A 24,841-nucleotide genomic window follows, 5' to 3' on the forward strand; every position below is an offset into this window, starting at 1 on the left:
GATCTATCGATCTATCGAGAGCTACGCAAGTTGGGTGCAAGTGAGGTTACTGCCCGCAAAGTGGCGGGAAACTCTCGCTCCTGGTGGCGCAATAGCGCTCTTGAACTCAACCGAGTGCTCGATATGGCGTGGTTCGACAGAACGGGTTTACCGCGTCTCTCCTGACCTCAATCTCTCGAACCGCCCGGTGCGGACCCGCATGCCGGGTGGTGTGGCAGGGGAACGGCCTGTGAAGGCCGTCCCCTATGCCGATTTCAGCGATGGTTTACGCCGCTTTCGCTTCCGGCTGGCTCAGCGAACGGTTCAGTGCACTGAACAGGGCCTTGAAGCTGGCGGTGGTGATGTTTTCGTCGATGCCGACGCCATGCACCGCACGTTCACCGTTTACACGCAGTTCAATGTAGGCCGCAGCCTTGGCATTGGTGCCCGCGCCGATGGCGTGCTCGTTGTAGTCCATGATTTCCACCGGTACCGGCAGGCCGGCCACCAGGGCCTCCAGGGCGCCGTTGCCCTTGCCGCGCCAGTGCAGGTTGGTCTCGCCCTGGCCTTGGCTGGCCACTTCCACTTCAACGGCACTGTGGCCGTTTTCTTCCTGCAGGCGATGGCTGACCAGCGCGTACGGGGTGTTGGCCTGCAAGTACTCGCTGTGCAGCAATGCGTGGATCTGCTGGGCGGTCATTTCCAGGCCGAGGCGGTCGGTTTCACGCTGCACGACCTGGCTGAACTCGATCTGCATGCGACGCGGCAGGCTGATGCCGTATTCCTGTTCCAGCAGGTAGGCGATGCCGCCCTTGCCCGACTGGCTGTTGACGCGGATGACCGCCTCGTAGCTACGGCCGATGTCGGCCGGGTCGATTGGCAGGTATGGCACTTCCCACAACTCGTCCGGTTTCTGCTGGGCAAAGCCCTTGCGGATCGCATCCTGGTGCGAGCCGGAGAACGCGGTATGCACCAGGTCGCCGACGTATGGGTGACGCGGGTGCACCTGGATCTGGTTGCACTCTTCGACGACTTTGCGCACGCCGTCGATGTCGGAGAAGTCCAGCTCAGGATGCACGCCCTGGGTGTAGAGGTTCAGGGCCACGGTCACGAGGTCGACGTTACCGGTACGCTCGCCGTTGCCGAACAGGCAGCCTTCGACACGGTCGGCGCCAGCCATCAGGCCCAGTTCGGTGGCGGCAACGCCGGTGCCACGGTCGTTGTGGGTGTGCAAGCTGATGATCACGCTGTCACGACGGTTGATGTGACGGCCGAACCATTCGATCTGGTCGGCGTAGATGTTCGGCGTCGCGCATTCCACCGTGGCCGGCAGGTTGAGGATCATCTTGTGCTCGGGCGTCGGGTTCCAGACTTCGATCACCGCGTCGCAGACTTCCTTGGCGAACTCCATTTCGGTGGCGCTGAAGGTTTCTGGCGAGTATTCGAAGGTCCACTCGGTGTCCGGCTGCATGGCCGCGTATTTGACGAACAGCTTCGCGGCGTTCACGGCGATGGCTTTGACCCCGTCCTTGTCCTGGTTGAAGACAATGCGGCGGAAGGAAGGGGAGGTCGCGTTGTACAGGTGAACGATGGCTTTCTTCGCGCCGCGCAGGGATTCGAAGGTGCGCTCGATCAGGTCTTCACGGCCCTGGGTAAGCACCTGGATGGTGGTGTCGTCCGGGATGTGGTTGCCTTCGATCAGGGTGCGAACGAAGTCGAAGTCGGTTTGCGAGGCGGCCGGGAACGACGCTTCGATTTCCTTTACGCCGACCTGCACCAGGGTTTTCCAGAAGCGCAGCTTCTTGACGGCGTCCATCGGCTCGATCAGCGACTGGTTGCCGTCGCGCAGGTCGGAACTGCACCAGATCGGCGCGGCGGTGATGGTTTTCGACGGCCAGGTGCGGTCCGGAATGTCGATGGTCGGGAACGCGCGGTATTTCGAAGACGGGTCTTTGAGCATGCTCATCGGGAAATCCTTATTGTGTGGGCCGAAAAAAGGCGGCCTGCCGGTGGATCAAAAGTTCTTGGACTAACGCTTGGGACGAGGCACCACGATTCAACCCGGCAGTCGTGCACTGACGAGGCACAGGCTGCGGTGCTGGCGGAGTTGAATGAGGGTGTGAGAGGTTTTCATGCCTTCAACCCTAACCTTGGGGGGGGAAGATGGCAAGCAGTCGAAAAAAAATTGAGAGGAATACTCGTGAGCGGGTGTAAATCGAGATTTTATTGCTGTGATTGGCAGTGATTGTTTTGTTGTTTGCGCGAGGTTTGAGTGGTGCGCAATTGATGAGGTGACACTGCCGGACTGCTTTCGGTGTCTGTGATATTGCCATCGCGAGCAGGCCAGAGGCCTTATTCAGGGGTCAGGGTTGAAACGCGCCGATAAAAATAGCCGGATCAACCCGCGCATCGTTCAGGCTGATGTTCCAGTGCATGTGCGGCCCGGTCGCGCGGCCGGTCGCACCGACTTTGCCGACTACGTCACCACGGGCTAGTGGCTGCCCCACCTTCACGTCGATTTTCGACATGTGGCAGAACATGCTGATAAAGCCCTGGCCATGGTCGACGAACACCGTGTTGCCATTGAAGAAGTAGTTGCCGATCAGGATCACCTTGCCGGAGGCCGGGGTCTTGATCGGTGTGCCGGCCGGCACGGCGAAGTCCAGTCCAGCGTGGGGGTTGCGCTCTTCACCGTTGAAAAAGCGCCGCACGCCGAACTTGCTCGACAGCGGCCCGTTCACCGGTTTGTCCAGCAGCAGGTTGCTCGGGGTGTTGGGGCTGAACGTGCGGTAGGCAGTAATCTGCTCGGCCAGTTCACGCTCGATGCGCTTGAGATTTTCCGGGTCTGGATTGACCTGTTGGGTGTTCTTCAGGGTGATGCGCTGTTCCGGGTATTGCTTGTTGCCAACCGTAAAGTTCAGGTTACGACCGCCGCTGCTGACCGATTGAGCCCCCGGCTTGACCGTCAGCGGTAGGCCGACAATGGCCAGCCAGTTGTTCTGTTCCTTGACCACCAGCACCGGTTTGCCTTGATAAATGGCTTTTGGCGCCTGGGCGGACGTGCCCAGGTCCACCACCGCAACGCCGCCCGGCACCGGTTTGTTCAACTGGCGGGTGATGTAGCTGTCGGCGTGGGCGTTGAAGGTCAGGAGCAGCAACAGCAACGGAGCAAAGAAACGCGGCATGGATCAATCCAGTAAAGAAAGGGTGACAGGCGTCAGGTGATTGTCTTCGACCCGCACTTGCAGTTCACCTTCGCCCAGTTTGGCCTTGAGGCGCTGGCCGGTATGGGTTTGCGCGGCGTTGCGGATCGCGTTGCCGCGCTCGTCCAGCAAGATGCTGTAGCCACGGCCGAGGGTCGCCAGCGGGCTGACCACATGCAGCGTCTGCATCTGGCTGTGCAACTGCAGCCGACGGTTCTTCAGCCCTTCGCGGATGGCGCGCGGCAGGCGTTCGGCCAGGCTGTCGAGGCGCTGGCGAAGCATTGCCAGTTGCCGTCCCGGATGTTGTGCGGCCAAACGGGTTTCCAGGCGGATCAAGCGTTCGCGACGGGTGTTGAGGCTGCGCTCGAACGCGCGGCGCATGCGCATGTCCAGGTCATCCAGGCGTTGCGCTTGCTGGCGCAGGCGCTCGCCGGGATGGCGCAGGCGCCGGGAAATGCCTTCCAGGCGCAGGCGGTCGCGCATCAAGCGGTCACGCATGCGCATCACCAGCCGTCGGTGCAGGCTTTCGACCCGACGCACCAGGTCGCTGGAGTCCGGTGCCAGCAATTCGGCGGCAGCGGAGGGGGTGGGCGCGCGAACGTCGGCCACGAAGTCGCTGATCGACACGTCGGTTTCATGGCCGACCGCGCTGACAATCGGCGTCACGCAAGCGTCTACGGCGCGGGCCACGGCTTCTTCGTTGAAGCACCAGAGGTCTTCCAGCGAACCGCCGCCCCGGGCCAGGATCAGTGCGTCGAAACCGCGGGCATCCGCCAGTTTCAGGGCGCGGACAATCTGCGCTGTGGCTTCGCGGCCCTGTACGGCGGTAGGGATCAGGGTCAACTGCACCTGCGGTGCGCGACGGCGGAACACGCTGATGATGTCGCGGATCACCGCCCCGGTGGGCGAACTGATGATGCCGATGCGTTGTGGGTGCGCCGGCAGCGGCACCTTGCGCTCGGCACTGAACAGGCCTTCGGCGCTGAGCTTTTCCTTGAGTGCATCGAAGGCCAGGCGCAAGGCGCCGTCGCCGGCCGGCTCCACGGTGTCGAGGATCAGCTGGTAATCACCGCGTCCCTCGAACAGCGAGACCTTGCCACGGACCTTGACCGCCAGGCCGTCTTTCAAGGCCTGGCGAACCCGTGCCGCGTTCTGCCGGAACAGCGCGCAACGCACCTGGGCGCCGCTGTCCTTGAGGGTGAAATACACGTGGCCGGACGCCGGGCGGGCGAGGTTGGAGATTTCGCCTTCGACCCAGATGTTGCTGAACACGTCTTCGAGCAACACCCGCGCGCGGCCGTTGAGCTGGCTGACGGTCAGGACTTCGCGGTCCAGGCCGAGTCTTGCAAAGGGATCTTTAATCATGGGGCGCAGTTTAATGGCTTTTGCCCGGCAATCTCCATGGCTCAACATAAATCCCTTGTGGAACCGCTTGATGTGGGAGCGGGCTTGCTCGCGAAGACGGTGTGTCAGCCACATTGATCTGGGAAACCAATGGCCCTTCGGCCCGCTGGACTGGCTGGTGATCGCATCGGGCATTGCCCTGGCCTACATCGTGTTCGGCATCGCCGGTTTCGGCACCGCGCTGGTGGCGGGGCCGATTCTGATTCTGTTCATGCCGTTGTCGAAGATCGTGCCGTTACTGGTGTTGCTCGATTTTGTCGCGGCATTCGGCAATCTGTTGCCCTCGCGGCGTGATGTGGCGAAACCGGAACTGCTGCGCTTGCTGCCGTGCATGGCGGTGGGCTGCACCCTCGGCGTGATATTCCTGCTGAACCTGAAATCCGATCTGTTGCTGCTGTTGATGGGGCTGTTTATCAGCGCCTATGCAATTTACAGCCTGTGGATCAAGACCCGACCGACGCAACTGTCTGCCGTGTGGGCGCTGCCGATGGGGACGGTGGGCGGAATGTTTGGCGCGTTGTTTGGCAGCGGTGGCTTTCTCTATGCGATCTATTTGAACAGCCGGTTGCCCAAGGAGGCGGCGCGGGCTACACAGAGTGCGCTGATCAGTTGCAGTACGGTGGTGCGTCTGAGCCTGTTTGCAATCGCCGGTGTGTATGCCGATTTACCGCTGCTGGTGCTGGCGGTTTGTCTGTTGCCGGCGATGGTGCTGGGGCTGTGGTTCGGTCGACGGCTGACCATGAGGTTATCCCGCGAGGCGTTCGTGCGGCTGGTGACGTGGCTGGTGCTGGCCGGCGGGATTGCGTTGATTGGGCGTTATCTCAGCACCTGATCAGAGAACGTGTGGCGAGAGGGCTTTTTGTGGCGAGGGTGCTTGTCGGACCGCCGCACCGCCCCGTTCGGCTGCGCAGCAGTCGTCAATTCAAACAACTCGGTGTGGCTGATAAAAAGCCAGGGCCGCTTCGCAGCCCAGCGGGAGCAAGCTCCCTCGCCACAGGCAAGCCCCTCTCCACAATTATTCAATCGTTGTACTGGCTCAACAACCGCTCCAGCCGCGCACTGAGGCGACGTTTGATTTCGGTCTCGATGTGCGGGGCGAAATCGTCGATCACGTCTTGCATGATCAACTGTGCGGCGGCGCGCAATTCGCTGTCCAGGTGCAGCAAGTCATCCGGGTTCTTGCTGGCGGCAGGCGCCGGCGTCGCCGTGGTGACGGGTTCAACGATGGAGGCAGGGGTTGTCGGTACGACGGGTGGCGAAGGCTCGCTCACGGCGTCGAACAACATCGGAATCTGTTCCTGATCACCTTCCTCGACCGTATCGGTCAGCAGGGGCGGTTGCAGGTTGTCATCGCCGAGCAATTGGCGGATCGACTCAAGGTCGTCCAGCAGGTGCGCGGACTGTTGCAGCGGTTTTGGAGTGTCCATTGGAAGGCTCAGAGTCGCTGTAAACGGTGATCTTGCAGAGGATAGCCCTGTTCGCGGTAGAAACGGAAACTCTCCCGCGCGGCCGCTCTGATCGTCGGATCCTCCACCACCACTTCCGCCACCCGGGCGAACCTGTTGGCGAAGGCCGGGACTTTCAGGTCGAGATTGACCAGCAAATCCTGATGCTGACCGCAGTCGTCGCCCAACCCTAGGACAATCAAGCCGTCAGGTTCGCTGTCGGCAGGGCCGTGGGGCACGAAGCTTTCACCCTTGAACGCCCACAGCCGCGCATTGAGATCGTCACGCTGGGCCGCATCGCTGCAATGCAGGTAGATGCGGTGGCCCATGCGCCAGGCTTTCTCGGTGAGCTTGCAGGCAAAGTCCAGGCGTGCCGAAGGATCGGCGCTGGGCAGGATATAGAAGTCGACTTTGGTCATTGCGGTTCCAGAGCGGCAAGCGGCGCCACCGAAAAGTGACGCCGCTGCCCATCAACGGTTTCAGGCTTTGGCGCGGTCCAGCAGGTATTGGGTCAGCAGGGGAACCGGACGGCCAGTGGCGCCCTTGTCCTTGCCGCCGCTGGTCCAGGCCGTGCCGGCGATGTCCAGGTGCGCCCAGTTCAGGTTCTTGGTGAAACGCGACAGGAAGCAGGCCGCGGTGATGGTGCCGGCTTTCGGGCCGCCAATGTTGGCGATGTCGGCGAACGGGCTGTCCAGCTGTTCCTGGTACTCATCGAACAGCGGCAGTTGCCAGGCGCGGTCGTCGGCGGCCTTGCCGGCGCTCAGCAGTTGGTCGATCAGTTCGTCATTGTTGCCCAGCAGGCCCGACGTGTGGGAGCCCAGGGCGACCACGCACGCACCGGTCAGGGTCGCGATGTCGATGACCGCTTGCGGCTTGAAGCGCTCGGAGTAGGTCAGGGCGTCGCACAGCACCAGGCGGCCTTCGGCGTCGGTGTTGAGGATTTCCACGGTCTGGCCGCTCATGGTGGTGACGATGTCGCCAGGGCGCGAGGCGTTGCCGCTCGGCATGTTCTCGGCGCAGGCCAGGATGCACACCAGGTTGATCGGCAGCTTCAGCTCGAGCACGGCACGCAGGGTGCCGAACACGCTGGCGGCGCCGCCCATGTCGTACTTCATTTCATCCATGCCGGCGCCCGGCTTGAGGCTGATGCCGCCGGTGTCGAAGGTGATGCCCTTGCCGACCAGTGCGTACGGCTTCTCGGATTTCTTGCCGCCGTTGTATTGCATGACGATCAGGCGCGGAGGCTGGGCGCTGCCCTGGCCGACGGCGTAGAACGAACCCATGCCCAGGGCCTTGATCTTCTTCTCGTCGAGGACTTCGACTTTCAGGTCCTTGAATTCTTTGCCCAGGTCTTTCGCCTGCTCACCGAGGAAGGTCGGGTGGCAGATGTTTGGCGGCAGGTTACCCAGGTTGCGGGTGAAAGCCATGCCGTTGGCGATGGCGGTGGCGTGGGTCACGGCGCGTTGCACTTCAGCCTGGGCGGCCTTGATGGTCAGCAGGGTGATTTTCTTCAGGGTGCGGGGTTCGGCTTTCTGGCTCTTGAACTGGTCGAAGCTGTACTCGCCGTCCACCAGGGTTTCGGCCAGCAGGCGGGTCTTGCCGTAGCTGTCGCGGCCTTTGACGATCACTTCATCCAGGGCCAGCACAGCGTCGTTGCCGCCCAAACCTTTGAGGGTATTGAGGATGCCGGCGATGATTTTGCGGAACGGGCGGTCACCCAGCTCGTCGTCCTTGCCCACACCCACCAGCAACACGCGCTCGGCCTTGAGGTTCGGCAGGCTCTGCAGCAACAGGCTCTGGCCAACCTTGCCGGCCAGGTCGCCGCGCTTGAGCACTGCGCTGATCGCGCCGCCGCTCAGTTCGTCGAGTTGTTTGGCAACAGCGCCGAGCTTGCGGCCTTCGCCGACGGAGACCACGAGAGTGGCGGTCTTCAACGTTTCGGGGTTGACGCTTTTTACAACCAGTTCCATGTCCGGGTCCCTGAATTGATGGTTATCACGCATGCGCCCGACACCTTATGTGCGTCGATTGCTTATAAACAGAAAGGCGCCAGGATCGACCGGCGACAAAGGCCGCAGTTTGAACCTCGCTACCGGCGGCTGACAACCCTCGGTTGTACGATTGTAGGAGCAGCCGGTCGACGCTCGATTGCTCGCGAAGAACCTGAGACCAACGCGGGGTTTGAGGTTCTTCGCGTTATCGTTGACGACCTTCGCGAGCGAGCTCGCTCCTACACCCCCCAATGCATTGCGCAGTGACAGGCGCACCCAATCACAGGATAATGCGCCATCTTTTTTCGGCGGCTCCGCCTTGCGGGCTGTCCGATACGTTTGCTTGTTTGGCCGCCTTAGCCTGACAACCCTGGAGTGTCTGGTTTGATCGTCTTCCGTTATTTATCCCGCGAAGTCCTGTTGACCTTGAGCGCCGTCAGCGCCGTGCTGCTGGTCATCATCATGAGCGGTCGCTTCATCAAGTACCTCGCCCAGGCGGCCTCGGGCCTGCTGGATCCGGGGTCGCTGTTCCTGATCATGGGTTTTCGTCTGCCAGGCTTCCTCCAGCTGATCCTGCCGCTGGGGCTGTTTCTCGGGATCCTGTTGTCCTACGGGCGCCTGTACCTCGAAAGTGAAATGACCGTGCTCTCGGCCACCGGCATGAGCCAGCAACGGCTGGTTTGGATGACAATGTTTCCGGCCACCCTGGTTGCACTCGTCGTGGCGTGGCTGAGCCTGAGCCTGGCGCCACAAGGGGCCAACCAGTTTCAGTTGCTACTGAACAAGCAGGATGCCTTGACCGAATTCGATACCCTGGAGCCAGGGCGTTTCCAGGCCCTGCGAGACGGTACCCGGGTCACCTACACCGAACGTATGTCGGATGACCGCGTCAATCTGGGCGGTGTGTTCATCTCGCAAAAAAACATCAGCTCCAATAACAAGGATCGCGGAATTTCTGTCCTGGTGGCAGAAAAGGGGCGTCAGGAAATTCGCCCGGACGGCAACCGTTACCTGATCCTTGATAACGGCTATCGCTATGACGGTAATCCAGGGCAGGCCGACTACCGGGCGATCAAGTACGACGAGTACGGCGTGTTGTTGCCAAAACCGGACGTCAGCGACGAAGTCACCGACCGTGATGCGATGCCGACCAGTAAGTTGATCGGCAGTGAAGACATTCGTTTGCGCGCCGAGTTGCAATGGCGCATGTCACTGCCATTGCTGGTGTTCATCGTGACCTTGATGGCGGTACCGCTGTCGCGGGTCAATCCGCGTCAGGGCCGGTTCCTCAAATTACTGCCGGCGATTCTTCTTTATATGCTTTACCTGACCATTCTGATTGCCGCCCGCGGTGCCCTCGACAAGGGCAAGATCCCCGCGGTGCTGGGCTTGTGGTGGGTGCACGGGATTTTCCTGGGTATTGGCCTGGGCCTGCTTTATTGGGAACCCCTGTGTTTGAAGAGGGCGAGTCGCCGCAGCGCGCTGGAGGTGGCCCGTGGTTAAGCTGGATCGCTACATTGGTAGCAGTGTGTTGATTGCGATTCTGGCGGTGCTCGGGATCATTCTCGGTCTGGCGACACTGTTTGCCTTCATCGACGAGATGAGTGAAGTCACCGATACCTACACCCTGGTCGATGTTCTGAGTTATGTGACGCTGACCGCGCCGCGCCGGATGTACGAAATGATGCCGATGGCCGCGCTGATCGGTTGCCTGATCGGTCTGGGCAGCCTGGCCAGCAACAGTGAACTGACCATCATGCGTGCCGCTGGTGTGTCGATCGGCCGGATCGTCTGGGCGGTCATGAAACCGATGCTGCTATTGATGCTCGCCGGTGTGTTGGTCGGCGAGTACATCGCGCCGCCTGCCGAAACCACCGCACAGGCCAATCGCTCTCTGGCCCAGGGCAGCGGTGATGCACAAAGCGCCAAGCACGGCTTGTGGCACCGCCAGGGCGATGAATTCATTCACGTCAACTCGGTACAACCCAACGGCATCCTGTATGGCGTGACCCGTTATCGCTTCGACAACGAACGGCACATGCTGTCGGCGAGCTTCGCCAAGCGTGCCGAGTTCGACACCGATCACTGGCAGTTGACGGACGTCACGACCACGCTGTTCCACGAGCGCAGCACCGAAGTGGTTTCGACCCCGATCGAGCGTTGGGAAGTCGCATTGAGTCCGCAGTTGCTGAACACCGTGGTCATGGTGCCAGAGTCGCTGTCGATCAGCGGCCTGTGGGGCTACATCCATTATCTGGCTGACCAGGGGCTGAACAATGGCCGCTACTGGCTGGCATTTTGGGTCAAGGTGTTGCAGCCGTTAGTCACTGCCGCGTTGGTGCTGATGGCCATTTCCTTCATTTTCGGTCCATTGCGTTCGGTAACTCTCGGCCAGCGTGTGTTCACCGGTGTGCTGGTGGGCTTCACCTTCCGTATCGTCCAGGATTTGCTGGGGCCTTCCAGCCTGGTATTCGGCTTCCCACCGTTGCTTTCGGTGCTGCTGCCGGCGGGTGTTTGTGCTGTGGCGGGGCTCTGGCTGTTGCGTCGAGCAGGCTGATGGTCGGCATTTTCCGACCGCTTTGACGATTTAAAGCGCCCTTGTCGCAAGACCGGGGCGTTTTTGTAGGCACCGTCTGACCTGCGAACGTGACGCTTGCGCCGTGGATCAGGTACAATTCCCGGCTATTTTTCGGCGGGCTATGCCTGCAGCCTTTTTGAGTGTTGATCCGTGAGTGATTTGAGTCATATCCGCAATTTCTCCATCATCGCCCACATTGACCATGGCAAGTCGACGCTGGCCGATCGCTTCATCCAGATGTGTGGCGGCCTCGCCGAGCGCGAAATGGAAGCCCAGGTCCTGGACTCCATGGACCTCGAGCGTGAACGCGGGATCACCATCAAGGCGCACAGCGTTACCCTGTATTACAAGGCTCGCGACGGTATCAACTACCAGCTGAACTTCATTGATACCCCCGGCCACGTCGACTTCACCTATGAGGTGAGCCGTTCGCTGGCTGCCTGTGAAGGCGCGCTGCTGGTGGTCGATGCCGGTCAAGGCGTCGAGGCACAGTCGGTTGCCAACTGCTACACCGCGATCGAGCAGGGCCTGGAAGTGATGCCGGTGCTGAACAAGATCGACCTGCCACAGGCCGATCCGGACCGCGTCAAGGAAGAGATCGAAAAAATCATCGGCATCGATGCCACCGACGCGGTCACTTGCTCTGCCAAGACCGGTCTGGGCGTCGATGAAGTGCTCGAGCGCCTGGTCGCCACCATTCCTGCACCGACCGGCAACTACGAAGATCCGCTGCAAGCGTTGATCATCGACTCCTGGTTCGACAACTACCTGGGCGTTGTTTCCCTGGTACGCGTGCGCCACGGTCGTGTGAAGAAGGGCGACAAGATCCTGGTCAAGTCCACCGGCAAGATCCACCTGGTGGACAGCGTCGGTGTATTCAACCCGAAGCACACCCCTACCGCTGACCTCAAGGCCGGTGAAGTGGGCTTCATCATCGCCAGCATCAAGGACATTCACGGTGCGCCAGTGGGCGACACCCTGACCTTGAGCTCGACGCCGGACGTCGACGTGCTGCCAGGCTTCAAACGTATTCAGCCGCAGGTTTACGCCGGTCTGTTCCCGGTCAGCTCCGACGACTTCGAAGACTTCCGCGAGGCGCTGCAAAAGCTCACCCTGAACGATTCGTCGCTGCAATACACACCGGAAAGCTCCGACGCACTGGGCTTCGGCTTCCGTTGCGGCTTCCTCGGCATGCTGCACATGGAAATCATCCAGGAGCGCCTGGAGCGCGAGTACAACCTGGACCTGATCACCACGGCGCCGACGGTAATCTTCGAACTGCTGCTCAAGACCGGCGAGACGATCTACGTCGATAACCCGTCGAAGCTGCCGGATCTGTCTTCCATCGAAGACATGCGCGAGCCGATCGTGCGCGCCAATATTCTTGTGCCGCAAGAGCACCTGGGCAACGTCATTACCCTGTGCATCGAAAAACGTGGTGTACAGGTCGACATGCTGTTCCTCGGTTCGCAGGTACAAGTGACCTACGACCTGCCGATGAACGAAGTGGTCCTGGACTTCTTCGACCGTCTGAAATCCACCAGCCGCGGCTATGCTTCGCTGGACTACCATTTCGATCGTTATCAATCGGCTAGTCTGGTGAAACTGGACGTGCTGATCAACGGTGACAAGGTCGATGCCCTGGCGCTGATCGTGCACCGTGACAACTCGCACTACAAAGGTCGCCAGCTGACCGAGAAGATGAAAGAACTGATTCCACGGCAGATGTTCGACGTGGCAATCCAGGCCGCCATTGGCGGGCAGATTGTTGCGCGGACAACCGTCAAGGCGCTCAGAAAGAACGTATTGGCCAAATGCTACGGTGGTGACGTCAGCCGTAAGAAGAAGCTGCTGGAAAAGCAAAAGGCCGGTAAAAAACGCATGAAGCAAGTCGGCAACGTGGAAATTCCACAGGAAGCCTTCCTTGCAGTGCTCAGGTTGGATAGTTAGGTCCTATGTCACTAAATTTCCCGCTGTTGCTGGTCATCGCCGTGTTCGTCTGCGGCCTGTTGGCGTTGCTCGATCTGCTGGTCCTGGCCCCGCGTCGGCGTGCCGCCATCGCCTCCTATCAGGGCAGCGTCAGCCAGCCTGACATGGTCGTGGTCGAGAAGCTGAACAAAGAGCCGCTGCTGGTTGAATACGGCAAATCGTTCTTCCCGGTGTTGTTCATCGTGCTGGTGCTGCGTTCGTTCCTGGTGGAACCGTTCCAGATTCCTTCCGGTTCGATGAAGCCAACCCTGGATGTCGGCGACTTCATTCTTGTGAGCAAGTTTTCCTACGGGATCCGCTTGCCGGTAATCGACAAGAAAGTCATCGAAGTCGGTGATCCGCAGCGCGGCGATGTCATGGTGTTCCGCTACCCGAGCGACCCGAACGTCAACTACATCAAGCGTGTGGTTGGTTTGCCGGGCGACACGGTTCGCTACACCGCCGACAAGCGCCTGTTCGTCAACGGTCAATCGATTGCCGAGCAACTGGTCGGCGCCGAGCCGGGCACGCTGGGCAGCGCTGAGCTCTACAAGGAAAAACTCGGCGCGGCCGAGCACATGATCCGCAAGGAAATGAGCCGCTACCGCGCAATGCCGGACCATTCGTGGACCGTGCCGGCCGGGCACTACTTCATGATGGGCGACAACCGCGATAACTCGAACGACAGTCGCTACTGGGATGATCCGAACATTCCCAAGGATCTGCTGGGCATGGTTCCCGACAAGAATATCGTCGGCAAGGCCTTCGCGGTCTGGATGAGCTGGCCGGAACCCAAACTCAGCCACCTGCCGAATTTCTCGCGGGTTGGCCTGATCAAGTAATCAAACACGGCGCTGTTGAACACAGCGCCGAATGCATTTCTGGAACCGGCAGATTCGGGGGCCAGAGGCATGAAAACAATGATATTCAGGACGTTATTTTTGAACACAGCGTTAATTGTCCCAAGCCTGCGCCGCATTACGGCGATGGCGGTGGAATCCAGCCACGAACTCAGCGTGGGTAAACCGTGAGCGTCTCCCTAAGCCGTCTAGAGCGTCAGCTCGGCTACACCTTCAAGGATCAGGAACTGATGGTCCTGGCCCTGACTCACCGCAGCTTTGCCGGGCGTAACAACGAACGCCTGGAATTCCTCGGTGACGCCATTCTCAACTTCGTCGCCGGCGAGGCGCTGTTCGAGCGTTTCCCGCTGGCCCGCGAAGGCCAGTTGTCGCGTTTGCGCGCGCGTCTGGTCAAAGGTGAGACCCTGGCCGTACTGGCCCGTGGTTTCGATCTGGGCGAATACCTGCGCCTGGGCTCGGGCGAGCTGAAAAGCGGCGGTTTCCGTCGCGAGTCGATTCTGGCCGATGCCCTCGAAGCGTTGATCGGTGCTATCTACCTCGATGCCGGCATGGAAATGGCCCGCGAGCGTGTGCTCGCCTGGCTGGCCGGCGAGTTCGAAGGCCTGACACTGGTCGACACCAACAAAGATCCAAAGACCCGCCTGCAAGAGTTCCTGCAGTCCCGTGGTTGTGAGCTGCCGCGATACGAAGTGGTGGATATCCAGGGTGAGCCGCATTGCCGGACGTTCTTCGTCGAATGCGAAATCATCTTACTGAATGAAAAAAGCCGAGGTCAGGGTGTGAGTCGTCGTATTGCCGAACAGGTAGCGGCCGCCGCAGCACTGATTGCCCTGGGTGTGGAGAATGGCAATGACTGATACAAACGCAACTCGCTGTGGCTATGTTGCCATCGTCGGCCGTCCGAACGTGGGCAAGTCCACGCTGCTGAACCACATCCTGGGTCAGAAGCTGGCGATCACCTCGCGCAAACCGCAAACCACCCGTCACAACATGCTCGGTATCAAGACCGAGGGCGATGTGCAGGCTATCTACGTCGACACCCCCGGTATGCACAAGGGTGGCGAGAAGGCCCTGAACCGCTACATGAACAAGACTGCTTCGGCGGCGTTGAAAGACGTCGACGTGGTGATCTTCGTGGTCGATCGCACCAAGTGGACCGAAGAAGACCAGATGGTTCTCGAGCGCGTCCAGTACGTGACCGGCCCACTGATCGTGGCGTTGAACAAGACCGATCGCATCGAAGACAAAGCCGAGCTGATGCCGCACCTGAGCTGGTTGCAGGAGCAGTTGCCGAATGCGCAGATCATCCCGATTTCCGCACAGCACGGGCACAACCTCGATGCACTGGAACGCGTGATTGCCGAGCACCTGCCGGAAAACGATCACTTCTTCCCGGAAGACCAGATCACCGACCGCAGCAGCCGTTTCCTCGCCGCCGAGCTGGTGCGCGAAAAAATCATGCGCCAGATGGGCGCCGAGCTGCCGTACCAGATCACCGTTGAAATCGAAGAGTTCAAGCAGCAGGGCAAGACCCTGCACATCCATGCCTTGATCCTCGTCGAGCGCGATGGCCAGAAGAAAATCATCATTGGCGACAAGGGCGAGCGCATCAAGCGTATCGGCACCGAAGCGCGCAAGGACATGGAGCTGCTGTTCGACTCCAAGATCATGCTCAACCTGTGGGTCAAGGTTAAGGGTGGCTGGTCCGATGACGAGCGTGCGTTGCGTTCGTTGGGTTATGGCGATCTGTAATATTTCGCAAGGCCCCCTGTAGGAGCGAGCTTGCTCGCGATGGACTTGAAAGCGCCGTGTTCATTCAGAATGCCCGCGTTATCGTTACCCACCATCGCGAGCAAGCTCGCTCCTACAGTTCATTGAGAGTTCCATGTCCCAACCCATTGCCCAACCCGCCTACGTCCTCCACTCCCGCGCCTACCGTGAAAACAGTGCGCTGGTGGACTTCCTGACGCCGCAAGGCCGGCTGCGGGCGGTGTTGCGCAGTGCACGGGGCAAGGCCGGGACGTTGGCGCGGCCATTCGTGCCGCTGGAAGTGGAGTTTCGGGGCAAGGGCGAGCTGAAGAATGTCGGGCGCATGGAAAGCGCCGGTGTTTCAACCTGGCTCAATGGAGAGGCGCTGTTCAGCGGTCTTTACCTCAATGAACTGCTGATTCGCCTGTTGCCCGCTGAAGATCCGCTCCCCTCGGTGTTCGATCATTACGCCTCCACCTTGCTGGCCCTGGCCGAAGGTCGCCCACTGGAGCCGCTGCTGCGCTCCTTCGAATGGCGCTTGCTCGATGACCTCGGCTACGGTTTTTCCCTGACGACTGATATTCATGATCAGCCCATCGCGCCGGACGGCCTCTACCGTTTGCAAGTGGACGCGGGGCTGGAGCGGGTCTACCTGTTGCAACCGGGCCTGTTCAACGGCACCGAGCTGCTGGCGATGGCTGAAGCTGACTGGTCCGCCCCCGGCGCTCTGTCTGCTGCCAAGCGCTTGATGCGCCAGGCGTTGGCCGTTCACTTGGGCGGTCGTCCCCTGGTCAGTCGCGAGCTGTTTCGCAAGCCGTAGTCTCCCCGTATGCTGTGCACCGAACTTTCTCTTCTTCTGGAGCGCTTTCCGTGACCACCAGCACCCGCATTCTTCTTGGCGTGAACATCGACCACGTTGCCACCCTGCGTCAGGCCCGGGGCACCCGTTACCCGGACCCGGTCAAGGCTGCACTGGACGCGGAAGAGGCGGGCGCGGACGGCATCACCGTGCACCTGCGCGAAGACCGTCGGCACATTCAGGAACGCGACGTTCTGCTGCTCAAGGACGTGCTGCAAACCCGCATGAACTTCGAAATGGGCGTCACCGAGGAAATGATGCAGTTCGCCGAGCGCATCCGCCCGGCGCACATTTGCCTGGTACCGGAAACCCGCCAGGAGCTGACCACCGAAGGTGGCCTGGACGTGGCGGGTCAGGAAGCGCGGATCAAGGCGGCGGTCGAGCGCCTGTCGAAGATCGGCTCCGAAGTGTCGCTGTTCATTGACGCCGATGAGCGCCAGATCGAAGCATCCCGCCGTGTCGGCGCACCGGCCATCGAACTGCACACCGGGCGTTATGCCGATGCCGAGACGCCGACCGAAGTCGCCGAAGAACTCAAGCGTGTGGCCGATGGCGTGGCCTTCGGCCTGACCCAGGGCCTGATCGTCAATGCCGGCCATGGCCTGCACTATCACAACGTTGAAGCCGTGGCGGCGATCAAGGGCATCAACGAGCTGAACATCGGCCATGCGCTGGTGGCCCACGCGCTGTTCGTTGGCTTCAAGTCGGCAGTTTCGGAGATGAAGGCGTTGATTCTGGCGGCGGCTGCCAAAGCTTAAAAACCAACACAAAACCCTGTGGGAGCGGGCTTGCTCGCGAAGGCGGTTTATCATTCAACATCTCTGTTGGCTGACACTCCGCTTTCGCGAGCAAGCCCGCTCCCACATTTGATCTCGGTTGTTCTGTTAGAGCGGGGCGGGCTCTTGAGCAGGCTTGGTCTTGTCGATCCCCGGAACAAGCAGTTTACCCTGGGCGACCTGGTCGCCCTCAAGCTGCGGCTGCGTGACCCAGGTCAGGATGTCGTAGTAGCGACGGATGTTCGCCACGAAATGTACCGGTTCGCCGCCACGGGCGTAGCCGTAACGGGTTTTGCTGTACCACTTCTTTTCCGACAGGCGCGGCAGGATTTTCTTTACATCCAGCCATTTGTCCGGGTTCAACCCTTCCTTGGCCGCCAGTTTGCGTGCGTCATCCAGGTGCCCGCTGCCGATGTTGTAGGCTGCCAGAGCAAACCAGGTACGGTCCGGTTCCTGAATCGAATCGTCGAGCTGGTCTTTCATGTAGGCCAGGTACTTGGCGCCGCCCATGATGCTCTGCTTGGGGTCCAGGCGGTTGGACACGCCCATGGCCTGCGCGGTGTTCTGGGTCAGCATCATCAGGCCGCGCACGCCGGTCTTGGACGTGACCGCCGGTTGCCACAACGACTCCTGATACCCGATGGCCGCGAGCAGGCGCCAGTCGACTTTCTCTTTTTTGGCGTATGACTTGAAGTGCTGTTCGTACTTGGGCAGGCGTTGCTGCAAGTGTTGGGCAAACGTGGTGGCGCCCATGTAGCCGAGGACGTCGACATGCCCGTAGTAGCGGTCCTTGAGGCGTTGCAGGGTGCCGTTCTTCTTGACCTTGTCGAGGTAATCGTTGATTTCGTTGAGCAGGCTGTTGTCGTCGCCCGGGGCGACGGCCCAGCTCTGGTTGCTGGCATCACCGAGGTCGAAGGCGACCCGGATGTTGGTGAAGTACACCTGGTTCATCGCCACTTCGTTGGAGTCGACCAGTGTCAGGTCGATCTGACCTTCGTCGACCATGCGCAGGAGATCGACGACCTCAACCGCGTCAGACTCTTCGTATTCGATGCCGGGAAATTTCTGTTTCAGCTGTGCGAGTTGTTCGGCGTGGGTGCTGCCCTTGAGCACCATGATCTTCTTGCCCACCAGATCCTTCGCATCGGTCGGCCGGGACTGGCCGTTGCGGTAGATGATCTGCGGGGTGACTTCCAGATAGGAGTGGGAGAAGCGCACCTGCTTCTTGCGTTCTTCGCTGCTGACCAGACCGGCCGCCGCCAGCACCGGGCCGTTGGGCTTGCCGACCTGGTTGAACAGGTCATCGAGGTTGTCGGCGGTCTCGATCTTGAGCTCGACCCCCAGATCGTCGGCGAAGCGCTTCACCAGCTCGTATTCGAAGCCGGTTTCACCGTTGCGATCCTGAAAGTAGGTGGCAGGGCTGTTTCGGGTAACCACCCGCAGCACACCATCCTCCTTTACGCGCTCGAGCGTGTTGGGTTTATCAACACAGCCACCGAGCATCAGGAAGAGTCCGGTTGCGATGAGCCATTTGGCGTACCGCGGACGCAAAGCCGTTGGGAAAAACATTTGCGCAGTATACGCAAAGGACCACGGGCGCCATATCTCGACAGTGAGGGGCTAGTCTGCTAGAGATCACAAAACCGGCCGAAACCCCGCAGGAATGGGCTTTGTCTGCATTTTGTTACAGTAAAAATAAGCTGTCGTCACACACTCGGTTAACCTGACTTTCGAGGCAGAAACACAGATCGACGCCCGGGTGCAACCGTGCGTAGCGTTTCGGGTGCTGTCGCGGGCTGTTTAGGCTAGAATGCACGGCCTCAAAGCACACCCCTTCCCGAGGCTGTCCCGAAGATGTTGATCCTGCGCGGCGCTCCTGCCCTTTCTGCCTTTCGCCACAGCAAACTCCTTGAGCAACTGAGCCAGAAGGTTCCGGCTGTCAGTGGCCTGTATGCTGAATTCGCTCACTTCGCCGAAGTTACCGGCGTCCTGACCGGCGACGAACAGCAGGTGCTTGCGCGCCTTCTGAAGTACGGTCCAAGCGTTCCGGTACAGGAACCGACCGGTCGTCTGTTTCTGGTGCTGCCGCGTTTCGGCACCATCTCGCCGTGGTCGAGCAAGGCCAGCGACATCGCCCGTAACTGTGGCCTGGCGAAAATCCAGCGCCTTGAGCGCGGCATCGCGTTCTACGTGGCCGGCCAGTTCAGCGACGCTGAAGCCCAGCTGATCGCCGACGGTCTGCACGACCGCATGACCCAGATCGTCCTGGGCAACCTCGAACAGGCCGCCGGCCTGTTCAGCCACGCCGAACCGAAACCCCTGACCGCCATCGACGTGCTGGGTGGCGGCCGTGCCGCGCTGGAAAAAGCCAACACCGAGCTGGGCCTGGCCCTGGCCGAAGACGAGATCGACTATCTGGTCAACGCCTTCGTCGGCTTGAAGCGCAACCCGCACGACATCGAACTGATGATGTTCGCCCAGGCGAACTCCGAGCACTGCCGTCACAAGATCTTCAACGCCAGTTGGGATATCGACGGCGAGAGCCAGGAAAAAAGCCTGTTCGGCATGATCAAGAACACCTACGTGATGCACAGCGAAGGCGTTCTGTCGGCTTATAAGGACAACGCTTCGGTGATCGTCGGCTCCGTCGCCGGTCGCTTCTTCCCGGACCCTGAGACCCGCCAGTACGGTGCGGTGCAGGAGCCGGTGCACATCCTGATGAAGGTTGAAACCCACAACCACCCGACCGCGATTGCCCCGTTCCCGGGCGCATCCACCGGTTCCGGTGGCGAGATCCGCGACGAAGGCGCCACCGGTCGCGGTGCCAAGCCGAAGGCTGGCCTGACCGGTTTCACCGTGTCCAACCTGCAAATCCCGGGCTTCGAACAGCCGTGGGAAGTGCCGTACGGCAAGCCTGAGCGCATCGTTACCGCCCTGGACATCATGATCGAAGGCCCGCTGGGCGGCGCTGCGTTCAACAACGAATTCGGTCGTCCGGCCCTGACCGGCTACTTCCGTACCTTCGAACAGTCGATCACCACCCCGCACGGCGATGAAGTCCGTGGCTACCACAAGCCGATCATGCTGGCTGGCGGCATGGGCAACATCCGTGAAGAACACGTCAAGAAAGGCGAGATCCTGGTCGGCTCCAAGCTGATCGTGCTCGGCGGCCCGGCGATGCTGATCGGCCTGGGCGGCGGCGCGGCTTCCTCCATGGCCACCGGCACCAGCTCGGCGGACCTGGACTTCGCTTCGGTACAGCGCGAAAACCCGGAAATGGAACGTCGCTGCCAGGAAGTCATCGACCGTTGCTGGCAACTGGGCGACAAGAACCCGATCAGCTTCATCCACGACGTGGGTGCGGGCGGTCTGTCCAACGCCTTCCCGGAACTGGTCAACGACGGCGACCGCGGTGGCCGTTTCGAACTGCGCAACATTCCAAACGACGAGCCGGGCATGGCCCCGCACGAAATCTGGTCCAACGAATCCCAGGAACGCTACGTTCTGGCGGTCGGCCCGGCTGACTTCGAGCGCTTCAAGGCGATCTGCGAACGCGAGCGTTGCCCGTTCGCCGTGGTCGGCGAAGCCACTGCCGAACCGCAGCTGACCGTCACCGACAGCCACTTCGGCAACAGCCCGGTGGACATGCCGCTGGAAGTGCTGCTGGGCAAAGCCCCGCGCATGCACCGTTCGGTGGTTCGTGAAAACGAGCTGGGCGATGATTTCGATCCGTCGACCCTCGACATCGCCAACTGCGTCGAGCGCGTCCTGCATCACCCGGCCGTGGCGAGCAAGAGCTTCCTGATCACCATCGGCGACCGCACCATCACCGGCCTCGTGGCCCGTGACCAAATGGTCGGCCCATGGCAGGTTCCGGTAGCCGACGTTGCCGTCACCGCCACCAGCTTCGACGTCTACACCGGTGAAGCCATGGCCATGGGCGAGCGTACTCCGCTGGCACTGCTGGACGCTCCGGCGTCGGGCCGCATGGCCATCGGCGAAACCCTGACCAACATCGCCGCTTCGCGCATCGGCAAGATCTCCGACATCAAGTTGTCGGCGAACTGGATGTCCGCTGCCGGTCACCCGGGTGAAGACGCACGCCTGTACGACACCGTGAAAGCGGTCGGCATGGAGCTGTGCCCTGAGCTGGGCATTACCATTCCGGTGGGCAAGGACTCGATGTCCATGGCCACGCGCTGGAACGATGAAGGCGTGGACAAGTCCGTCACTTCGCCGATGTCCCTGATCGTGACCGGATTCGCGCCAGTGACTGACATCCGTCAGACCCTGACCCCGCAACTGCGCATGGACAAGGGCACCACTGACCTGATCCTGATCGACCTCGGCCGCGGCCAGAACCGCATGGGCGCCTCGATCCTCGCGCAGGTTCACGGCAAGCTCGGCAAGCAGGCTCCGGACGTCGATGACGCCGAAGACCTGAAAGCGTTCTTCGCGGTGATCCAGGGCCTCAACGCCGACGGTCACCTGCTGGCTTACCACGACCGTTCCGACGGTGGTCTGTTGACCAGCGTTGTCGAGATGGCGTTCGCTGGTCACTGCGGCCTGAGCCTGAACCTCGACGGTCTGGCAGAAACCTCCGCCGACATCGCCGCCATCCTGTTCAACGAAGAACTGGGCGCCGTGATCCAGGTTCGCCAGGACGCCACCCCGGACATCCTCGCGCAGTTCAGCGCCGCCGGCCTGGGCGATTGCGTGTCGGTGATCGGTCAGCCAATCAACAATGGCGAGATCAGCATCACCTTCAACGGTGACACCGTGTTCGAAGGCCAGCGTCGTCTGCTGCAACGCCAGTGGGCCGCGACCAGCTACCAGATCCAGCGTCTGCGTGACAACGCCGACTGCGCCGAGCAAGAGTTCGACGTGCTGCTGGAAGAAGACAACCCGGGCCTGAGCGTCAAGCTGAGCTACGACATCAACCAGGACATCGCCGCGCCTTACATCAAGAAAGGCATTCGCCCACAGGTTGCCGTACTGCGTGAGCAGGGCGTCAACGGTCAGGTGGAAATGGCGGCCGCGTTCGACCGCGCCGGTTTCAACGCGATCGACGTGCACATGAGCGACATTCTGGCCGGCCGTGTCGACCTGAACGAGTTCAAGGGCATGGTCGCTTGCGGTGGCTTCTCTTACGGCGACGTATTGGGTGCCGGTGAAGGCTGGGCGAAATCCGCACTGTTCAACAGCCGTGCCCGCGATGCGTTCCAGGGCTTCTTCGAACGCAACGACAGCTTCACCCTCGGCGTGTGCAACGGTTGCCAGATGATGTCCAACCTGCACGAGCTGATCCCGGGCAGCGAGTTCTGGCCGCACTTCGTGCGCAACCGTTCCGAGCAGTTCGAAGCCCGTGTTGCCATGGTGCAGATCCAGGAGTCGAACTCGATCTTCCTGCAAGGCATGGCCGGTTCGCGCATGCCGATCGCCATCGCCCACGGCGAAGGCCATGCCGAGTTCTCCAGCGAAGAAGCACTGCTGGAAGCCGATCTGTCGGGTTGCGTGGCGATGCGTTTCGTCGACAACCACGGCAAGGTCACCGAAAGCTACCCGGCCAACCCGAACGGCTCGCCGCGCGGGATCACCGGCCTGACCAGCCGCGACGGTCGCGTGACCATCATGATGCCGCACCCGGAACGTGTGTTCCGCGCCGTGCAGAACTCGTGGCGCTCCGATGACTGGAACGAAGATGCACCGCTGATGCGTATGTTCCGTAACGCTCGCGTCTGGGTGAACTGATAGCCGTGTACAAGCTCAGCTTCTTTGTTCCCGACAGTCATGTCGAAGTGGTCAAAAGTGCCGTATTCGCCGCCGGTGGCGGTCGAATCGGTGCTTACGACCACTGTGCATGGCAGGTGTTGGGCCTCGGTCAGTTTCGTCCACTGGACGGCAGTCAGCCGTTCATTGGCGAGGCAGGGCAGGTCGAGCAGGTCGAGGAATGGAAGGTTGAGCTGGTGGTGGCGGATGAGTTGATTCGCTCGGTGGTGGCGGCTCTTAAGCAGAGCCATCCCTACGAGACACCGGCTTATGAAGTGTGGCGGCTGGAGGATTTCTGATCTTCCCGGCTGCTGAAATGAGAAACCCGCTGAAAGTGATTTCAGCGGGTTTTTTGTTGCAAGCCGTTCAACGAATGTACACTGATCAAAACTGTGGGAGCGGGCTTGCTCGCGAAGGCGGCGGGTCGGTCAGCATTGATGTTGACTGACACTCCCTCTTCGCGAGCAAGTCGGATCGCCGCGCCGCCGCTCCCACATTGGTTCGATGTAGGCCGGCAATCAGGTGCTAAACCTTGGCACTCACCTCAGTACGATTGACCAACGCTTCCAGCGCATCACTCACACTCGGTGCCTTGTCGCCAATCAACAGATGCCAGATGCCACCTTCCAACTGGCTGACTCCCTGGCAACCCAACGCTTTCAAATCACACTCCGACAACGCTTTGCCATTGTCCAGTTGCAGACGGATGCGGGTCATCGCGATGCAATCGAGTTGCAGCACATTGTTGCCACCGCCCAGGGCATTGAGCCATTGCTGGGCCTCGGGTGTTGCCACGGCGGCAGGTGGAGGTGCGTCGATTTCTGCCGCTGGTGACGACACCAAGGCGCGACCCAGCGCCGGCATCGCCAGGCGAATTTCATCGGCAATCGCGTCGGCCAAAGGCCCCACCACCACCTGCAAACTTCCGCCCTTGCCCGGACGCACCACGGCCATGGCGCCGAGCGCTTTCAGATCGGTATCCGATGCCTTGTTGCGATCCACCATGTCCAGGCGCAAGCGCGTGGTGCAGGCGCCGACGGTGATCAGGTTTTCGGCACCGCCCAAGGCCTTTATGTAAGCCCCGGCGCGTTCATTGTCGGCCACCGCAACCTGCGGGGTGCCAGCGCTGGTTTCGCGGCCCGGTGTCTTCAGGTCGAAGCGGCGGATACAGAAATCAAACACCACGTAATAGATCACCGTATACGCCAGGCCCACTGGGAACACCAGCCAGCCGTTGGTGGACTTGCCCCAGCCAAGAATCATGTCGATGAAGCCGCCGGAGAAGGTGAAGCCCAAATGGATGTTCAGGGCATTGGTGATGGCCATCGACAGGCCGGTCAGCAACGCATGCAGCAGAAACAGCAACGGCGCGAGGAACATGAAGGCGAATTCGATCGGCTCGGTGACGCCGGTCAGGAACGCGGTCAACGCCATCGACAGGAAGATCCCGCCCATCACCTTGCGCCGTTCCGGCAGGGCGTTGCGGTACATCGCCAGGCAGGCGGCGGGCAGGCCGAAGATCATCATCGGGAACATGCCGGTCATGAACTGGCCACCTTTCGGGTCGCCGGCGAAGTAGCGTGACAGGTCGCCAGTCACCAGCGCGCCGGTGGTGGGGTCGGTGAAGTTGCCGAACACGAACCACGCCATGTTGTTGAGGATGTGGTGCAGGCCGGTGACGATCAGCAGGCGGTTGAACACGCCGAAGACGAATGCGCCGAAGCTGCCGCTTTCCATCATCAGCGTGCCGAAGCTGTTGATGCCGTGCTGGATCGGCGGCCAGATGTAGCCGAACACCACGCCCAGCCCCACGGCGGCGAACCCGGTGGCAATCGGCACAAAGCGCCGGCCCCCGAAGAACGCCAGGTATTCCGGCAGCTTGATGTCCTTGAAGCGGTTGTACAGCGCGCCGGCCATCAGGCCGCTGACGATCCCGGCGAGCATGCCCATGTTGATGCTCGGGTCGAGCACCTTGAGGGTGGAGATCATCACCAGGTAGCCGATCACTCCGGCAAGACCCGCCGTACCATTGTTGTCTTTGGCGAAACCGACCGCGATGCCGATGGCGAAGATCATCGCCAGGTTGGCGAAAATCACCTGGCCGGCGTCGTGGATGATCGCGATGTTCAGCAGGTCGGTATCGCCCAGGCGCAGCAGCAGGCCGGCAATCGGCAGGATCGCGATCGGCAGCATCAGCGCGCGCCCGAGGCGTTGCAGGCCTTCGATGAAAAGTTGGTACATGGCGGTTCTCCGTGGATTT

19 protein-coding genes and 1 pseudogene are annotated in these 24,841 nt (G+C 60.9%); 12 read left to right on the forward strand and 8 right to left on the reverse strand.

Annotated elements, in window-relative coordinates:
• Positions 1–165, forward strand: a pseudogene (locus AC1DVE_RS28470) (group II intron reverse transcriptase/maturase); the annotation flags it as partial.
• Positions 166–265: 100 nt separating this feature from the next.
• Here AC1DVE_RS28470 and leuA read toward each other — a convergent pair.
• The 3 genes from leuA to xseA all read right to left on the reverse strand — a co-directional run bounded on the left by leuA (position 266) and on the right by xseA (position 4,547).
• Entirely contained in the window at positions 266–1,945 is a 1,680-nt protein-coding gene (gene leuA, locus AC1DVE_RS28475) for a 2-isopropylmalate synthase (protein ID WP_223458610.1), read from the reverse strand.
• Between the two features lie 397 nt (positions 1,946–2,342).
• Positions 2,343–3,164 carry a peptidoglycan DD-metalloendopeptidase family protein gene (locus AC1DVE_RS28480; RefSeq protein ID WP_223458612.1) on the reverse strand — a complete coding sequence of 274 codons (822 nt, stop codon included), beginning with the start codon at positions 3,162–3,164 and terminating at the stop codon, positions 2,343–2,345.
• Between the two features lie 3 nt (positions 3,165–3,167).
• Positions 3,168–4,547 (reverse strand): exodeoxyribonuclease VII large subunit, encoded by a 1,380-nt coding sequence (xseA, locus tag AC1DVE_RS28485; protein WP_008053235.1) that lies wholly within the window; start codon positions 4,545–4,547, stop codon positions 3,168–3,170.
• Between the two features lie 70 nt (positions 4,548–4,617).
• Between xseA and AC1DVE_RS28490 the strand changes: the two genes are divergently transcribed.
• Positions 4,618–5,418: a sulfite exporter TauE/SafE family protein gene (locus tag AC1DVE_RS28490; RefSeq protein ID WP_477784368.1), complete on the forward strand. Its 801-nt coding sequence runs from the start codon at positions 4,618–4,620 to the stop codon at positions 5,416–5,418.
• A 187-nt stretch (positions 5,419–5,605) separates the two neighbouring features.
• On the opposite strand, the gene AC1DVE_RS28495 is transcribed toward AC1DVE_RS28490, so the two are convergent.
• The 3 genes from AC1DVE_RS28495 to AC1DVE_RS28505 are packed head-to-tail and all read right to left on the reverse strand — an operon-like array spanning position 5,606 to position 8,001.
• Positions 5,606–6,013, reverse strand: coding sequence for a DNA polymerase III subunit chi (locus AC1DVE_RS28495; protein ID WP_223458616.1), 408 nt, complete (start codon positions 6,011–6,013; stop codon positions 5,606–5,608).
• A gap of 8 nt (positions 6,014–6,021) precedes the next feature.
• Complete coding sequence (locus tag AC1DVE_RS28500; RefSeq protein WP_223458618.1) at positions 6,022–6,450, reverse strand: DNA polymerase III subunit chi; 429 nt, start codon at positions 6,448–6,450, stop codon at positions 6,022–6,024.
• Positions 6,451–6,510: 60 nt separating this feature from the next.
• Entirely contained in the window at positions 6,511–8,001 is a 1,491-nt protein-coding gene (locus AC1DVE_RS28505) for a leucyl aminopeptidase (protein WP_223458955.1), read from the reverse strand.
• A 405-nt stretch (positions 8,002–8,406) separates the two neighbouring features.
• Here AC1DVE_RS28505 and lptF point away from each other — a divergent pair, with 405 nt between their 5' ends.
• The 8 genes from lptF to pdxJ all read left to right on the forward strand — a co-directional run bounded on the left by lptF (position 8,407) and on the right by pdxJ (position 16,794).
• Complete coding sequence (gene lptF / locus AC1DVE_RS28510; protein WP_223458620.1) at positions 8,407–9,525, forward strand: LPS export ABC transporter permease LptF; 1,119 nt, start codon at positions 8,407–8,409, stop codon at positions 9,523–9,525.
• A complete protein-coding gene (gene lptG / locus AC1DVE_RS28515; protein ID WP_223458622.1) occupies positions 9,518–10,579 on the forward strand; it encodes an LPS export ABC transporter permease LptG in 1,062 nt (353 codons plus the stop codon). Before lptF ends, lptG begins: the two co-directional genes overlap by 8 nt.
• A gap of 171 nt (positions 10,580–10,750) precedes the next feature.
• Positions 10,751–12,550 (forward strand): translation elongation factor 4, encoded by a 1,800-nt coding sequence (lepA, locus tag AC1DVE_RS28520; protein ID WP_223458623.1) that lies wholly within the window; start codon positions 10,751–10,753, stop codon positions 12,548–12,550.
• Between the two features lie 5 nt (positions 12,551–12,555).
• Positions 12,556–13,410, forward strand: coding sequence for a signal peptidase I (lepB, locus tag AC1DVE_RS28525; RefSeq protein ID WP_223458625.1), 855 nt, complete (start codon positions 12,556–12,558; stop codon positions 13,408–13,410).
• Between the two features lie 185 nt (positions 13,411–13,595).
• Positions 13,596–14,285: a ribonuclease III gene (rnc, locus tag AC1DVE_RS28530; protein ID WP_008053221.1), complete on the forward strand. Its 690-nt coding sequence runs from the start codon at positions 13,596–13,598 to the stop codon at positions 14,283–14,285.
• Entirely contained in the window at positions 14,278–15,180 is a 903-nt protein-coding gene (gene era / locus AC1DVE_RS28535; RefSeq protein ID WP_007973959.1) for a GTPase Era, read from the forward strand. The genes rnc and era overlap by 8 nt, the downstream gene beginning before the upstream one ends.
• A 133-nt stretch (positions 15,181–15,313) precedes the next feature.
• Positions 15,314–15,997 (forward strand): DNA repair protein RecO, encoded by a 684-nt coding sequence (gene recO, locus AC1DVE_RS28540; RefSeq protein WP_223458627.1) that lies wholly within the window; start codon positions 15,314–15,316, stop codon positions 15,995–15,997.
• A 50-nt stretch (positions 15,998–16,047) separates the two neighbouring features.
• Positions 16,048–16,794 (forward strand): pyridoxine 5'-phosphate synthase, encoded by a 747-nt coding sequence (pdxJ, locus tag AC1DVE_RS28545; RefSeq protein WP_223458629.1) that lies wholly within the window; start codon positions 16,048–16,050, stop codon positions 16,792–16,794.
• A 126-nt stretch (positions 16,795–16,920) separates the two neighbouring features.
• Here pdxJ and mltF read toward each other — a convergent pair whose 3' ends face one another.
• Positions 16,921–18,381, reverse strand: coding sequence for a membrane-bound lytic murein transglycosylase MltF (gene mltF / locus AC1DVE_RS28550; protein ID WP_223458631.1), 1,461 nt, complete (start codon positions 18,379–18,381; stop codon positions 16,921–16,923).
• Positions 18,382–18,666: 285 nt separating this feature from the next.
• On the opposite strand from mltF, the gene purL reads away from it, so the two are divergent.
• The gene (gene purL / locus AC1DVE_RS28555; RefSeq protein ID WP_477784365.1) at positions 18,667–22,563 is read left to right on the forward strand and encodes a phosphoribosylformylglycinamidine synthase; all 3,897 of its coding nucleotides are present in this window, start codon (positions 18,667–18,669) and stop codon (positions 22,561–22,563) included.
• 5 nt (positions 22,564–22,568) lie between these two features.
• On the forward strand, positions 22,569–22,880 hold the full coding sequence (locus AC1DVE_RS28560) for a YqfO family protein (protein ID WP_008053216.1): 312 nt from the start codon (positions 22,569–22,571) through the stop codon (positions 22,878–22,880).
• 226 nt (positions 22,881–23,106) lie between these two features.
• On the opposite strand, the gene nagE is transcribed toward AC1DVE_RS28560, so the two are convergent.
• Positions 23,107–24,822 (reverse strand): N-acetylglucosamine-specific PTS transporter subunit IIBC, encoded by a 1,716-nt coding sequence (gene nagE, locus AC1DVE_RS28565; protein WP_477784366.1) that lies wholly within the window; start codon positions 24,820–24,822, stop codon positions 23,107–23,109.
• Positions 24,823–24,841: the final 19 nt, after the last annotated feature.

The organism is Pseudomonas sp. P4_B4, from assembly GCF_056402255.1.